The 14,383-nt window shown below is 60.6% G+C and carries 12 protein-coding genes and 1 tRNA gene; 9 read left to right on the top strand and 4 right to left on the bottom strand.

The features are described 5' to 3' along the window. Positions 1 to 15: 15 nt before the first annotated feature. The 6 genes from ureC (at position 16) to ACOYNB_RS03370 (ending at position 5,724) form a co-directional block, all read left to right on the top strand. Entirely contained in the window at positions 16 to 1,743 is a 1,728-nt protein-coding gene (gene ureC, locus ACOYNB_RS03345; protein WP_422837704.1) for an urease subunit alpha, read from the top strand. Between the two features lie 226 nt (positions 1,744 to 1,969). Then, positions 1,970 to 3,532 (top strand): methyl-accepting chemotaxis protein, encoded by a 1,563-nt coding sequence (locus ACOYNB_RS03350; RefSeq protein ID WP_422837705.1) that lies wholly within the window; start codon positions 1,970 to 1,972, stop codon positions 3,530 to 3,532. Positions 3,533 to 3,592: 60 nt separating this feature from the next. Continuing rightward, positions 3,593 to 4,207: an urease accessory protein UreE gene (gene ureE, locus ACOYNB_RS03355; protein ID WP_422837706.1), complete on the top strand. Its 615-nt coding sequence runs from the start codon at positions 3,593 to 3,595 to the stop codon at positions 4,205 to 4,207. An 11-nt stretch (positions 4,208 to 4,218) separates the two neighbouring features. Continuing rightward, positions 4,219 to 4,989, top strand: coding sequence for an urease accessory protein UreF (locus ACOYNB_RS03360; RefSeq protein WP_422837707.1), 771 nt, complete (start codon positions 4,219 to 4,221; stop codon positions 4,987 to 4,989). After that, complete coding sequence (gene ureG / locus ACOYNB_RS03365) at positions 4,986 to 5,630, top strand: urease accessory protein UreG (RefSeq protein ID WP_374258997.1); 645 nt, start codon at positions 4,986 to 4,988, stop codon at positions 5,628 to 5,630. Before ACOYNB_RS03360 ends, ureG begins: the two co-directional genes overlap by 4 nt. Positions 5,631 to 5,649: 19 nt before the next feature. Next, a tRNA-Arg gene (locus ACOYNB_RS03370) sits at positions 5,650 to 5,724 on the top strand. Positions 5,725 to 5,799: 75 nt separating this feature from the next. Here the strand turns inward: ACOYNB_RS03370 and ACOYNB_RS03375 are convergent. After that, the gene (locus tag ACOYNB_RS03375) at positions 5,800 to 6,102 is read right to left on the bottom strand and encodes an H-NS family nucleoid-associated regulatory protein (protein WP_422837708.1); all 303 of its coding nucleotides are present in this window, start codon (positions 6,100 to 6,102) and stop codon (positions 5,800 to 5,802) included. A gap of 197 nt (positions 6,103 to 6,299) precedes the next feature. Here ACOYNB_RS03375 and ACOYNB_RS03380 point away from each other — a divergent pair, with 197 nt between their 5' ends. Both ACOYNB_RS03380 and ACOYNB_RS03385 read left to right on the top strand, forming a co-directional pair. After that, entirely contained in the window at positions 6,300 to 7,898 is a 1,599-nt protein-coding gene (locus ACOYNB_RS03380) for a methyl-accepting chemotaxis protein (RefSeq protein WP_422837709.1), read from the top strand. Positions 7,899 to 7,949: 51 nt separating this feature from the next. Beyond that, positions 7,950 to 9,374, top strand: a complete 1,425-nt coding sequence (locus ACOYNB_RS03385; RefSeq protein WP_422837710.1) for a protein kinase domain-containing protein — start codon at positions 7,950 to 7,952, stop codon at positions 9,372 to 9,374. 3 nt (positions 9,375 to 9,377) lie between these two features. On the opposite strand, the gene ACOYNB_RS03390 is transcribed toward ACOYNB_RS03385, so the two are convergent. Both ACOYNB_RS03390 and ACOYNB_RS03395 read right to left on the bottom strand, forming a co-directional pair. Beyond that, positions 9,378 to 10,319, bottom strand: coding sequence for a PEP-CTERM sorting domain-containing protein (locus tag ACOYNB_RS03390; RefSeq protein ID WP_422837711.1), 942 nt, complete (start codon positions 10,317 to 10,319; stop codon positions 9,378 to 9,380). 129 nt (positions 10,320 to 10,448) lie between these two features. Continuing rightward, on the bottom strand, positions 10,449 to 11,270 hold the full coding sequence (locus ACOYNB_RS03395; protein ID WP_422837712.1) for an SDR family oxidoreductase: 822 nt from the start codon (positions 11,268 to 11,270) through the stop codon (positions 10,449 to 10,451). A 277-nt stretch (positions 11,271 to 11,547) separates the two neighbouring features. Between ACOYNB_RS03395 and ACOYNB_RS03400 the strand changes: the two genes are divergently transcribed. After that, entirely contained in the window at positions 11,548 to 12,036 is a 489-nt protein-coding gene (locus ACOYNB_RS03400; protein WP_422837713.1) for a DUF4405 domain-containing protein, read from the top strand. 10 nt (positions 12,037 to 12,046) lie between these two features. Here ACOYNB_RS03400 and parC read toward each other — a convergent pair whose 3' ends face one another. Then, positions 12,047 to 14,374, bottom strand: a complete 2,328-nt coding sequence (gene parC, locus ACOYNB_RS03405) for a DNA topoisomerase IV subunit A (RefSeq protein WP_422837906.1) — start codon at positions 14,372 to 14,374, stop codon at positions 12,047 to 12,049. Positions 14,375 to 14,383 lie beyond the last annotated feature (9 nt).

Below are 14,383 nucleotides of genomic sequence, written 5' to 3' on the forward strand. Positions count from 1 at the left end.
AAAGGACCCCACAAGATGGCAAGCATTAACCGTCGCGCCTATGCCGAAATGTTCGGCCCCACCACCGGGGATCGCCTGCGACTGGCCGACACCAACCTCGTTTTGGAGGTTGAACACGACTACACCCTCCGCGCCGGGGGCTACGGCGAAGAAGTGAAGTTTGGCGGCGGCAAAACCATCCGCGATGGCATGGGCCAGAGCCAGATCCCCAATGGCCCGGGCGCCATGGAAGCCGCCGACTGCGTGCTCACCAACGCCCTCATCCTTGACCACTGGGGCATCGTCAAAGCCGACATCGGCATCAAGGCGGGCCGCATCGTCAAAATCGGCAAGGCCGGCAACCCGGACGTTCAACCGGGGGTGGACATCGTCATTGGCCCCGGCACCGAGATCATTGCCGCTGAAGGCATGATCGTCACCGCAGGTGGCATCGACACACACATTCACTTCATCTGCCCTCAGCAGATAGATGAGGCGCTCAACAGTGGCGTGACCACCATGATCGGTGGCGGCACCGGCCCCGCCACGGGCACTTTCGCCACCACCTGCACACCAGGCCCCGACAACATCGCCATGATGTTGAAGGCGGCTGAAGCCTTCCCGATGAACCTAGGGTTCCTGGGCAAGGGTAACGCCAGTCAGCCCGAGGCGCTGCGCCAACAGGTCGACGCCGGCGTGATCGGCATGAAGTTGCATGAGGACTGGGGTACCACGCCTGCCGCCATCGACAACTGCCTGAGCGTGGCCGAAGAGACCGACGTCCAGGTGGCGATCCACACCGACACGCTGAACGAATCGGGCTTTGTGGAAGATACCGTGGCCGCCTTCAAGGGCCGCACCATCCACAGCTTCCACACCGAGGGTGCGGGCGGTGGGCACGCGCCAGACATCATGAAGGTGGTCGGCGAGCCCAACGTGCTCCCCTCGTCCACCAACCCGACCCGCCCCTTCACGGTCAACACCATCGACGAGCACCTTGACATGCTCATGGTGTGTCACCACCTCGACGCGTCGATCGCCGAAGACTTGGCCTTTGCCGAAAGCCGTATTCGCCGCGAAACCATCGCCGCCGAAGACATCCTGCATGACCTGGGTGCCATCAGCATGTTCAGCTCCGACTCACAGGCCATGGGCCGCGTGGGCGAGGTGGTCTTGCGCTGCTGGCAGACCGCCCACAAGATGAAAGCCCAACGCGGCAAGCTGCCGGGTGACACCGACCGCCACGACAACGCCCGCATCAAGCGTTACGTGGCGAAATACACCATCAATCCGGCCTTGGCGCATGGCGTGTCACACGAGGTTGGCAGCATCGAAGAAGGCAAATGGGCAGATTTTGTCCTGTGGCGCCCCGCCTTCTTTGGCGTCAAGCCCAGTCTCATCCTCAAAGGTGGCTTCATTGCCGCGGCGGCCATGGGCGACCCCAATGCGTCCATCCCTACCCCCCAGCCTGTGCACTACCGCCCCATGTTTGGGTCGTTTGGGGGCGCCGTGGCCCGCACATCACTCACTTTCATGAGCCAGTCCGCCATCGCTGCAGGTATGCCGTCGCACTACGGACTCAAGAAGCAAGTGGTGGCGGTCAAGGGATGCCGTACGGTCAAAAAGGCCGACATGGTGCACAACCACTACATGCCCGTGATGGAAATCGATGCCCAAACCTATCAGGTCCGTGCCGATGGCCTGCTGCTGACCTGCGAGCCTGCCGTGTCCTTGCCTCTGGCGCAGCGATATTTCCTGTTTTGAGGAACTGTCATCAAAAGATGTCAAACAGATGACAAATTGATGTCATCTGTTTGATCTGGACCAAATTCAGATATTTTCACCAAGATTCCTTTTTGGGCCTCAAGCTGAGCGTTGAACGCTCGATAAGGTGGCGACACTAGCGCCGCCGCGTCGTGCCGGCACGCTTGTCAGGGCCACAGGGGAGGCTGCCTGACAAGCTGTTCAGACACCCCGCTTCAGGAATCACGTGAACCACTTCAACCGACTCCGCAACTGGAAAGTTGGCACCCGTCTGGCCATCGGCTTCGGCCTGATCTTGACCTTGGTGTGCATCGTCGCCTTACTGGGCCTCATGGGTCTGGAGCGCACCCGCTCACTGCACGACGTGTTTCTGGCCGAATTGGATGCCCGGCAGCAAGGGCTGCAAATCAACGCCCTGCTCCAGCAAGACCTGATCAAGAGCCAGGCCATCATTCGCTCGGCAGGCATGCCGGAAGTGACCGATCGCTTCAAGCCAGAGTTGCTCAAGGCTGATGAGGCCATCACGCAGCAACTGACCAAATTGACGCAACACGCCCAGCCAGACGTCCGCCGCACGGCTGCCTCGCTGCAAAAAAATCATCAGACCTACGTTCAGACCCGCAACGGTGTACTCGACCTGGTTGAAACCGGCCAGACCCTGCAAGCCACCGAACGCGAACAGTCTGCCCTCGTGCCCTCCGCCGCTGCAGTGACCCGCGACAATGAGGCCCTGCAAGGCCTCGTGAACACCGCCACGCGCCGAGCGCAAAGCGATTACGACACCTCGATTGCCACCAGCGAATGGCTGATCAGCATCCTCACCCTGGTGACATTGGTGGCGGGTGCTGCCTGGGCCTGGCTGATCGCCCGATCGGTCAGCCGCCCTGCACTGGCCGCCATGAAGGTCAGCGAGGCCATCGCCGAAGGTCAACTGGCGCTGCACGTCCACGCCGAACCTGCCCAAGACGAACTGGGACGCATGCTGCAGTCCATGAAGCGGATGCGCGACAGCCTGGTGCAGTTGACCAGCGACGTTCGCGATCAGTCCGAACAAGTGGCCCGCACCTCCCGTGATGTGGCCACGGGCGCCACCCATGTCACCCATAGCGCGCAACGCCATGCAGAAGACCTCGCCCAATCTCGCGACGTGCTGGAACAAATCGAGCGCGACATCCACCTGAACCTCGAACACACCCGTCGTGCCAGCGAGCTCGCCACCCTTGCACGCGAGGCCGCGCAGCACGGCCAAGGCTCGATGACCCAAGTCAACCAGACCATGCAAGGCATCCGCACCGCCAGCCACCGAGTCGCCGACATCATCGGCGTCATCGACGGCATCGCCTTCCAGACCAACATCCTGGCGCTCAACGCCGCGGTCGAAGCCGCCCGAGCAGGCGAGCAAGGGCGCGGCTTTGCGGTCGTGGCCTCCGAGGTGCGGTCACTAGCCCAGCGCTCCGCCAACGCCGCTCGCGAAATCAAGCAACTGATCACCGACAACGTCGAACGCGTTTCGGCCGGTGCAGACCAAGTCAGCCACACCAGCACCACCATCCAAGGCCTGCAAGGCACGATTGAAGAAGTGGCGTCGCTGATCCAGGGGCTGTCAGCGTCTTGCGGCCAGCACGCCCATGCGATCAGCCAGGTTCGCCAGACCGTACACCAGCTCGATGCGACCACGCAAGAAAACCTCTCCCTGATGTCGCAAAGCACCGCGGCAGCCGCCGGTCTGGAACAACAAGCAGACAAACTGCTGGAGTCCGTCTCGGTATTTCGCCTGACAGCAGCTTGATCGAGCCACGGTCGGTACACTTTGTGCTTCACACCTCACGGTGGATTGCACTGATTCGTGATGCTGACCGTCAACAAACTTCTCCCTCAAGGACAGGGCTTGGCCTCTGTCCTCCTCAAGCGCGCTGCCACCGTGGAGCTGGACTGGGACGTCCGCCAGAAAAGCCGCTTTGATGCCATCGACAGTCAAGGTCGTCAGTTGGGCATCTTCCTGCCACGTGGCACCGTCGTGCGCGGTGGCGACGTGCTGGTCGCTGAAGACGGCACCATGATCCGCGTGTTGGCCGCCGCCCAACCCGTGCTGCGAATCACCCCCTGCAGCGAGCACGGCAGTCCATTCGATCTCACCCGCGCGGCTTACCACCTGGGCAACCGCCACGTGCAGATAGAACTGCAGCCCGACCATCTGAAAATCGAACCCGACCATGTGCTCGCCGACATGCTGCGCGCCATGCACATGACGGTTGAAGCCATCGAGGACTCGTTCGAGCCCGAAGGCGGCGCCTACGCCAGCGGACACGGGCATGGCCACGCGCATGGTCCAGGCTGCAACCCTGGGCACGAGCACACCCCGGCCGCCACCAACCGTGGCAAGCCCATCGGCATTGCCATCAAGTCAGCCCCTGCCCCACACGTTCACGGCCCCGGCTGTGGTCACGACCATCACGATCACTGAAGCGCCTATTCATGAGCCGTGTCATCCCGGCGCGCGCCGCGCCGCTGCCGCCCGCCACCCGACTGCAACTGATGTGGCTTGCCTCACCCGCTTTGCCCGTGGGCGGCTTCAGCTATTCCGAAGGCCTGGAGGCTGCGGTGGATGCCGGTCTGGTGAGCAACGAGTTGCAGGCCGCGCAATGGTTCATCGACCAGATCCGGCTGAGCCTCGCCCGATCTGATCTGGCCGTGGTGGCCAAAGCCATCGCTGCCTGGGTACGCAGCGACCTAGCGCGCATTCAAGAACTCAATGAATGGGTCACACTGACCCGCGAAACCAGTGAGTTGCGCCTGCAAAGCGAGCAAATGGGCCGATCGTTGTGCGAATGGCTGCGCAACCGCAGCGGCGACCTGCACGCCCTCGCACAAGACCCGCGGCTGGCCCAATGCGCCGCACTGACTCCGGCCCCGAACTGGTCCGTGGCCTTCGCCCTGGCCGTGGCGCAGTGCTTGCCCGCCGGCAGCGCCAGCCAAGATGCTGTCGCCCTGCAAGCCCTGGTGCGCGAGGCGATGTTGAGCTTTGCCTTTGGCTGGGCTGAAAACATGGCCCAAGCTGCCATCAAGGCCGTTCCCTTAGGCCAAAGTGCTGGCCAACGCATTCTTCAAGCCGTGGTGGATGTCATCCCGGAGGCCATCGACCACGCCCTGGCGCTGCATGACAGCCAGCGCCAGGCCTTCACGCCCATGCTGGCCATCCTGAGCAGCCAGCACGAACACCAATACTCCCGACTTTTCCGATCATGAGCGCTTTGCATCACATCCCCGGCCGCACCAAAAAACTCCCCCCCCTGCGCGTTGGCGTGGGCGGCCCCGTGGGTTCCGGCAAGACCACCCTGCTCGAAATGCTGTGCAAGACCATGCGCGAACAGTACGACCTGGTCGTCATCACCAACGACATCTACACCAAGGAAGACCAGCGCCTGTTGACGGTGGCAGGCGCCCTGGACCCCGACCGCATCATGGGTGTGGAAACAGGTGGCTGCCCTCACACAGCCATCCGCGAAGACGCCTCCATCAACCTGGAAGCCGTGGACCGCATGCTGGCAAAGTACCCCGATGCCGACATTGTGTTCATTGAGTCCGGTGGAGACAACCTCGCCGCCACGTTCAGCCCCGAGCTGTCCGACCTCACCATCTATGTGATCGACGTGGCTGCTGGCGAAAAAATCCCGCGCAAAGGTGGCCCCGGCATCACCAAGAGCGATCTGTTCGTCATCAACAAAACGGACCTGGCGCCACACGTGGGCGCCAACCTCGAGATCATGGAAGCCGACACCAAGCGCATGCGCCCCACACGCCCCTTCGTGATGACCAACCTCAAGACGCAAGCGGGCCTGCAAGACGTGATTGGCTTCATCGAAACCAAGGGCATGCTCAAGGCATAATGCCGCTCGTCGATTCAGTCTCTCCGTAGTTCAATGGATAGAACGGCCGCCTCCTAAGCGGCAAATACAGGTTCGATTCCTGTCGGAGGGACCACGACCACACAAAGCCTGCATCACGCAGGCTTTTTCAATGGGCGCTCGGCATATGCATGGGCGTCACAGTTGATGCTTACCCATTCTGGTGCGTCACCAACAATTCCTCGACCAGATACCCCCCCTTGGTCAGCGCCTCACGCAACCACTGAGGCTGGCTGCCCGTCCCATCCCAGGCTTCACCCGTGACAGGATGCCGATATTTCGGCGGCAAGCCCACAGGCTCGGCCACAGGCACCGATAAGGGGGATTCAGTCGATAACTCTTCTGGCGTAATTTGCCAGAAGTCCATGAGCTTGCGGACTGAGCGCAAAACCGCTTCTTGTTCTGGAGTCATGCACTTCACGGGCAGCACGTCGCGACTGGTGGGCGCTGCCACACGTCTCCTTGGGAAAGCAAATCTGGGTTATTCAGGTTTCCGATTATCCAGTGAACCGAACATTCTCGTTTTGCTTTAGTTTTTAGAGCAAGCACCGATAGCACAAGCGTGAAAAACGATTAACGTTCATTCACACCCCAGCGCCACGAGTACGCTGTATCACTCGTCATGGCCGAGCCACTTCAGCAGAGCACCCCATGCGACTGAACACGCCCGTCATTGATCAAGCCTATCCATTCCCTGATGGAGAGTCACTGGTGTCCACCACGGATCTGGCGGGCACCATCACCTACTGCAATCCGGCCTTCATCCACGTCAGTGGCTATCGCCGGGAAGAGTTACTGGGGCAACCACACAACCTCATCCGCCACCCAGACATGCCCGCGGAGGCATTTCGGGATATGTGGGAAACCATCCAGGCGGGGCACCCTTGGTCGGGATTGGTCAAGAACCGGCGCGCAGATGGCCGGTACTACTGGGTCAAAGCCAACGTGACGCCGTTGGTCGAGAACGGCAAGCCCACCGGCTACATGTCGGTACGCACCAAGCCCGAACAGGAAGAGGTGCGTGCCGCCGAGACCCTCTATCAGACCATGCAAGCGGAAGCCGCAGATGGCCGCCTGATACACCGCCTTCACAGCGGCAACATCCGCTCCAGCTCCTTTTCCGGGCGCATTCGGAGTGCCTTGTATCTGGACCTGTCCGGCGAACTGACCATGGTTTCCATGTTCATTGGCATCACAGGCTTCCTGCTTGGCGCATGGATGACAGGGCACATCGGGGACGTTTCCGGCTGGCTATGGATCGCCGCCATCGCCGCGTGGGTCGCAACGGGATGCCTCATCCGACAGGTGTTCAACCACATCGCCATCAAACCTCTGCGCGAACTACTGAAGGCTGCCAACATTCTGGCCGCTGGGGATCTGACGGCCAGTGTTCATTCCAGTCGTCGAGACGTGATTGGTCAACTGACCCGCGCGCTCAACCAACTCAAGGTCAACCTGTTTGCCATCGTACGAGACGCCCGCAATGAAGTCGATGAGATGCTGACCGCCACCAGCGAGATCGCCCAAGGCAACCAGAGCCTGTCAAGCCGAACAGAAGCGCAGGCAGGCAGCCTTGAGGAAACAGCAGCATCCATGGAGCAAATCACCGGGACGGCCCGCAACGGGGCGGCAACCGTGCAGCAAGCGGCAGATCTGGCCAGCCAAACCACCTCCATCACCGAACGCAGTGGACAAGTGGTAAACAAGCTGACCGACACCATGCACCGCATTGAAGAGTCATCCAACCGCATCAACGACATCATTCAAGTCATTGACAGCATCGCCTTCCAAACCAATATCCTGGCCCTGAATGCGGCTGTGGAGGCTGCACGCGCAGGCGAACAAGGGCGTGGATTTGCCGTGGTCGCTGCAGAGGTCCGTGCGCTGGCACAACGAACGGCGACTGCGGCCAAAGAAGTCAAGTCGCTGATCACGGATTCGGCCGACAAGGTACACGCCGGCAGTGACCTGACACATGTGGTTCAAAGCACCATGCAGGAAGCTCTGGCGGCCGTTGCCGAAGTTGGTGAGTTGGTGTCCGGCATCAGCCACGGCATTTCCGAGCAATTGCAGGGCATCTCGCAAGTCAACCAGGCCGTCGCGCATCTTGATGGCATCACGCAGCAAAACGCTGCGGCCGTCGAGCAAATCGCTGCCGCCTCGATGTCACTCGCGCAGCGAGCCAAGGTGGTTTCAGCCTCGGTGCAAGTGTTCAAGCTCGACTCCGACTCCCAAACCATTCACACGTAAGCCATCAATCCCCCTGAAGTCTGGCTAGACTGCCAGACAGGAGGTCTGGTCATGGTTGATGCATTCGCAGATCGCAATCGCCATCTGCGCGAAGGGATGGAAATCGACGGTTTCCGCCTTCTGGGGTTGTTGCACCAGAGCGGCATGGCGTCGCTATGGCAGGTCGCCAAGGTGGATCAGGCATCGCCTGTGCCGCTGGTCATGAAGGTACCTCGCATCGAGGGCAGCGATGATCCGGCCACCATCGTCGGTTTTGAGGTGGAGCAGATGGTCTTGCCTCTGCTGACCGGCCCGCATGTGCCCGCTTTCGTGGCCAAGGGAGACTTCGACCCGCTGCCCTACATCGTGATGGAGCGCATTGAGGGCGCATCGCTGCGCGCCATGCTCGACCTGGCACCCCTTCCTGCGGAACATGTGGCCGAAATCGGACTACAAGTTGCCCTGGCCCTGCACGACTTGCACCGGCAAGGTGTGGTGCACCTCGACGTCAAGCCCAGCAACATCATGTTCCGCCCAAGCGGCGAGGCCGTCATGGTGGACTTCGGCTTGTGCCACCACCAGCGTCTGCCGGACCTGCTGGAAGAAGAGTTCTCGCTTCCGATGGGCACAGGTCCCTACATCTCACCCGAACAAGTCCAGTTCGTCCGAAGCGACCCTCGCAGCGACCTGTTTTCTTTGGGCGTCATGCTGTATCACCTTTCAACGGGTGTCCGTCCGTTCGGGCAGCCCCACAGCGTTGCGGGCTTGCGGCAGCGCTTGTATATCGCCCCCAGGCCCCCACGGGATCTCCAGCCACACCTCCCGCTTTGGCTGCAGGAAGTGATCTTGCGCTGCCTTGAGCCCAACCCCTCTTACCGTTACCAGCACGCGCAGGATTTGGTGACCGACCTTCGCCAGCGCGAACAACTCGTGTTGACGGAGCGTTCACGCCGAACGGGCCAACAAGGCACGTTCAGTACCTTGAAGCGGTGGCTCCAGACACGGGCGCCGGAGCACAAAAGTGGCGATTCAGCCGCCGGCGCAGATGGCGAGGCGCAGATCATCATGGTGGCCATCGGGGTCAAGATCAGTCCACCCGCCCTGGATGAAAAGCTGCTGGAGACCGTGCAGCGGATTCTGACGCTCCAGCCACACGCCCGCTTGGCATGCGTCTGCGTGATGAAGCCCAACCAACTCGACAGTGACCCGTACGCGCTGGAGGGCGGCAATGCGCGCCACGTTCAACACCTGGTGTCCATCAAACAGTGGGCGCAACCTCTGCAACAACGCATGAATCTGGGTGAGCACAATCTGACCTTCCATGTGCTCGAATCCAGCGACACCGCTTCAGCCATCCTGGAATTTGCCGAGAAGAACCACGTCCAACACATTGTGATGGGCGCGCGCGGGCACTCAGCCATGCGACGTTACTTTGGCAGCGTGAGTGCTCAGGTGGTCGCTGAGGCTGCGTGCTCCGTGACCGTGGTTCGCCTCTAAGACTCACATTTTGCGTCGACGATGCATCGCGAACACCGTCAACAACCCCATCCCCATCAGTGTGAGGGTCGATGGCTCCGGAACGGCTGCAACCTTGCCCATGTACTGGTAACCATGCGCTGAATTGAAGGTAAAGCCATCCTCCAGATCAAGCCCGACGTAGTCGGAGTGACTGGAGTCATTCACCAAATTGCAGTTGGCCAAGTGGAAGCAGGTCAACCCATTGTAAAAATTGAGGTCTACCCGAATGTTCACATTCGTCGGAACCACCGCGGTCAAGGTCACCTGCCCTGAGTAATTCCGGTTCTCCGCGTCACCATTGCTGTACACGCCATCTGGACCGCCCAGCGCCCACTCCCTGAAAAAGCCTTTCCCCGCGGCTTCTCTGACCGTCAACATCTTCTCTGTCTCTGGTGGGCAGTAGATTCCATCCGAGCCCCAATCTATACAGGTTGCTGAGGGGTCATACGATGGGTTTTCCGTTTCGTATGTCAACACGACGGACCGATCGGACCACGCCTGCATGAAATGACTGACCTCGTTGTAACGAGGAAATGGCGTCATGCCCAAGCCAGACAGCGTCGCGTCGTAGTCCAGCGTGAAGGACACCGTCGTGGTCGGGGATGCCCCATTGACGCGAATCACATCCGACACATTCATTGCCACATACGAATCGGCAATGTTGACGGGCGTATCGCCACTCATGTGCACCTCGGTGATGGACTTGAAGAACCCCGTGACCGGATCGCCCCAAGCATTCACAGAGGCGGACACCACTCCAGATGTCAGCGTGCGAACACCACCCGTTGTGAACACATCGTAGGGGGCGTCCGCATGCAGGTAGTTCCAGGTCGAGGTTGTGTGTTCCTCAGCGCTGAGCCCCCAACTGAATGAAGTTTCAGCGTGAGCCGTCGAGGCGCACAACACGCCAAGTAACGTGAACATGAATGAGCGCGACTGGCGCATGAGGTACTCCCGGCATTTTGTTGAGATGACCGGGTTTGTACCAATCACATGCCTTTCTGTAACCCCCTCATCACGGTGAACCAATCGTTCAATATGTGACGAACCGTATCATTCCTCGATATACAGATCGAGCATCGGCTGACTCCCGGGGGTGACCAGATAGGGATCAAAGTCGGTGACGCCTGCTGCACGCAGGACGTCTTCATCCACATGAAAGTTCCCCGTGTGACTTCGGCTGTCCTGGGTCAGGATTTCGTAGGCCGCATCGGCCATGATCTCGGGGGTGCGACCCATCGTCCCCAACTGTGATCCGGCGATGTTGAGCGCCGATGTGGCTATCAGGGTCCGGGGCCACAGCGCATTCACCGCGACGCCCTTGGCCTTCAATTCTGCGGCCATGCCGAATGCCAGCATGCTCATGGCGTACTTGGACGTGGTGTACGCCGCATGGCTCGCAAACCATTTGGGCTGCAGGTTGATGGGGGGCGACAGCACCAGGATATGCGGGTTGGGTGCACGCTCCAAGTAAGGCATACAAGCCTGCGAGCACATGAACGTGCCACGCACATTGATGTCAAACATCAAGTCGTAACGCTTGGCCGGGGTGTCGGTCATGCGACTCAGGTTGATGGCACTGGCGTTGTTGATCAGGATGTCAATGCCGCCGAAGTGCTCAGCCGCAGCCTTCACGACCTCCTGCACGCGCGTTTCGTCTCGCACATCCAGCACCAGCGGCAAGGCGCGACCGCCAGCAGCCTCAATTTCCGCTGCGGCGGTATGGATCGTGCCGGGCAACCTTGGATCAGGCTCAGCGGTTTTGGCCGCCACCACAATGTTGGCACCATCCCTGGCTGCGCGTAGTGCGATGGCTTTGCCAATGCCTCGGCTGGCACCAGTGATAAAAAGGGTCTTTCCGGCGAGGGACGGCATGTCTTTCAACTCCATGAGCAAGGCTGATAACACCGCCCCCAAGGCTAGTGTTCTGCACGCCCCTGCTACCTCAGCGTTTTCCTGCTTGATGTCCGAAATGCACGGCTCACACAACTTCCGCAAAGGTCAACCCATTACCCCAACCGCCCCAGACGGTTAGATCACCGGATAGGTTGACGCCCGTCAAAAGTGCCCACATTTGTCAACGGATGCTCAACACTGCAGCAACAGTTACTTGGCAGACTGTCACGATTCACAACCAAGAAGAGACCACATCATGCAAATCTCTCGCGAATGGGCCACCCCACTCACCATCGGCTCTTTTATCTTGATGGGCTGCACCGGCATCCTGATGTTCTTCCACGCGGACACCGGCCTCAACAAGGAAGTGCACGAATGGTTGGGCTGGGCCATGGTCGCTGGCGCAGCCGCTCACGTGACCGCCAATTTCGCGGCCTTCAAGCGTTACTTGAGCAAACCCGCTGCACTGGCCATCGTTGGGGTGTTCGTCGTCATCCTGGCGGCATCGTTCTTCATCAAGGAAGAAGACGAAGGCGGCGGCCATCCAGCTCGCCGAGCCAGCCAAGCGGTTTTGCACGCACCGTTGACCAACATCGCGCCCCTGGCTCATCAAACACCAGAAGCATTGCTGGCCACTCTGCAAAAGGCAGGCTTCAAGGTGCAATCCACGAACCAGACGCTCGATAGCATCACCGGACCAGAAGAACACGACCAGTTCAAGGCGCTGGCCGTGATCTTCCAGTAACCGTCGTCGTTCAGCTCAGGGCCTGGACGCGGAAGACCTTCTGGAACGCGTCCACCGCTTTGCCCTTGCGAGCGCGCTTGCCCACGTGCGCGGCATACGCTGAGTTGCGCACGTCGTCTTCCTTGGGCTTGGCGCCACGGGTGGTGCCGATGACCCGCACGCCATTCAGGCACGACGCCACGGAAATCAGCGGGGCGTTTTTGGCGTCCACGTCCATCAGCGTCAGGCCGCGGCCACCGTTGGATTGCAGCTTGAGCTCATCCAGCCCGAACACCAGCATGCGCCCGTCTTCACACAAACAGGCCACTTGCGTGTGCTCCGGCTTGACCACCACCGGAGGCAGGACGGTGTCGCCCTCGTCCAGCGTCAGGAAACCCTTGCCGCCCTTCTGACGGGTGATCAGATCGCCCAGCTTAGCCAGCAGGCCGAAGCCACCGCTGTTGGCCAACAAAATGGTCTGCTCGGCATTGCCGGCCAGATAGTGGTGAGGTTGCGTCCCCGATTCGAGCTCGATCATGGTGGTGATGGGTTGCCCATCGCCACGCGCGCCCGGCAAGGCGCTCACCGCCACGCTGTACACCCGGCCATTCGTGCCAAACACGATCAACGGATCCACCGTGCGGCACTCGAAGGTGCCATACAGCCCGTCGCCAGCCTTGAACGCAAAGCTTGCCGGGTCATGCCCATGGCCGGTGCGTGCACGCACCCAGCCCTTCTGGCTGATGACCACGGTCACGGGCTCGTCGATCACCTTCACTTCGGCCACGGCACGCTTTTCGGCTTGGATCAAGGTGCGACGCTCGTCGCCATATTGCTTGGCATCCGCCTCGATTTCCTTGACCACTGTACGCTTGAGCACGCCGGGGTTGTTCAGGATGTCTTCCAGCTTGGCTTGCTCACCCCGCAAATCGGACAGTTCCTGCTCGATCTTGATGGCTTCCAGCCGCGCCAATTGGCGCAGACGGATTTCCAGGATGTCTTCCGCCTGGCGATCGCTCAAATTGAACCGCGCGATCAGTGCGGCCTTGGGCTCGTCACTGTTGCGGATGATGGCGATGACCTCGTCAATGTTCAGCAGAACGGTCTGACGGCCTTCCAGAATATGGATGCGGTCGAGCACCTTGTTCAGGCGATGCTGCGTGCGCCGGATCACCGTCTCCAGACGGAAACCAATCCACTCGGTCAGCACCTGACGCAAGCCCTTTTGAACAGGCTTGCCATCCACACCGATCATGGTCATGTTGATCGACGACGAACTCTCCAGGCTCGTGTGCGCCAACAAGGTGGTGATCAGCTCTTGCTGTTCGACCGTTCGGCTCTTGGGTTCGAACACCAGACGCACGGCAGCATCTTTGCTGGATTCGTCGCGCACGGCATCCAGCACCGACAACACCGTGGCTTTGAGCTGCGTTTGCTCCGCCGTCAGGGCCTTCTTGCCGGTCTTGATCTTGGGGTTGGTCAGCTCTTCAATCTCTTCGAGCACCTTTTGCGAGCTGGTGCCCGGCGGCAACTCGGTCACCACCAGTTGCCACTGTCCACGCGCCAAGTCCTCGATCTTCCAGCGTGCGCGCACCTTGAGGCTACCGCGACCAGTTCGGTACGCGTCGGCAATGTCCTGCGGGCTGGAAATGATCTGACCCCCGCCCGGGAAGTCCGGGCCCTGCACGATCTCGAACAGTTCGGTATCTGGCAGCTTGTCGTTCTTGATCAAGGCCACGGCTGCCGTGGCCACTTCACGCAGGTTGTGACTCGGAACTTCCGTGGCCAGGCCCACGGCAATGCCGCTGGCACCGTTGAGCAGTACGAACGGTAACCGGGCCGGCAACTGCTTGGGCTCTTCGGTCGAGCCGTCGTAGTTCGGCATGAAGTCCACCGTACCCATGTCGATTTCGTCGAGCAGCAGGCGGGCGATGGGCGCCAGACGGGCTTCGGTGTACCGCATGGCAGCGGCACCGTCGCCGTCGCGCGAACCGAAATTACCCTGTCCGTCGATCAGGGGATAGCGCAGCGAAAAGTCCTGCGCCATGCGCACCATGGCTTCGTAGGCAGCGCTGTCACCATGGGGGTGATAGCGACCCAGCACATCCCCGACCACCCGGGCACTTTTGACCGGTTTGGCACCCGTGTTGCCCGAAAACCCAAGCCCCATGCGGTCCATCGCGTACAGGATGCGACGCTGCACGGGCTTCTGCCCGTCACAAACGTCTGGCAGGGCACGGCCCTTCACCACGCTGAGGGCGTACTCAAGGTAGGCACGCTCAGCGTAATGCGCCAAGGTCAAAGATTCACCAGAATCCTCTCGCGGTGGATTGAAGTCGATCGATTGCTGCGTCGTCATGAACAGAGA

The organism is Aquabacterium sp. (assembly GCF_049317225.1).
Classification (GTDB): Bacteria; Pseudomonadota; Gammaproteobacteria; order Burkholderiales; family Burkholderiaceae_C; genus Aquabacterium.

What these genes read in the sequence shown, in the direction of transcription:
- ACOYNB_RS03380 (WP_422837709.1), top strand. Translation starts at nt 6,300, where the DNA reads ATGCGACTGAACACGCCCGTCATTGATCAAGCCTATCCATTCCCTGAT.
- ACOYNB_RS03385 (WP_422837710.1), top strand. Translation starts at nt 7,950, where the DNA reads ATGGTTGATGCATTCGCAGATCGCAATCGCCATCTGCGCGAAGGGATG.
- ACOYNB_RS03360 (WP_422837707.1), top strand. Translation starts at nt 4,219, where the DNA reads ATGAGCCGTGTCATCCCGGCGCGCGCCGCGCCGCTGCCGCCCGCCACC.
- ACOYNB_RS03400 (WP_422837713.1), top strand. Translation starts at nt 11,548, where the DNA reads ATGCAAATCTCTCGCGAATGGGCCACCCCACTCACCATCGGCTCTTTT.
- ACOYNB_RS03390 (WP_422837711.1), bottom strand. Translation starts at nt 10,319, where the DNA reads ATGTTCACGTTACTTGGCGTGTTGTGCGCCTCGACGGCTCACGCTGAA.
- ureG (WP_374258997.1), top strand. Translation starts at nt 4,986, where the DNA reads ATGAGCGCTTTGCATCACATCCCCGGCCGCACCAAAAAACTCCCCCCC.
- parC (WP_422837906.1), bottom strand. Translation starts at nt 14,374, where the DNA reads ATGACGACGCAGCAATCGATCGACTTCAATCCACCGCGAGAGGATTCT.
- ureC (WP_422837704.1), top strand. Translation starts at nt 16, where the DNA reads ATGGCAAGCATTAACCGTCGCGCCTATGCCGAAATGTTCGGCCCCACC.
- ureE (WP_422837706.1), top strand. Translation starts at nt 3,593, where the DNA reads ATGCTGACCGTCAACAAACTTCTCCCTCAAGGACAGGGCTTGGCCTCT.
- ACOYNB_RS03395 (WP_422837712.1), bottom strand. Translation starts at nt 11,270, where the DNA reads ATGCCGTCCCTCGCCGGAAAGACCCTTTTTATCACTGGTGCCAGCCGA.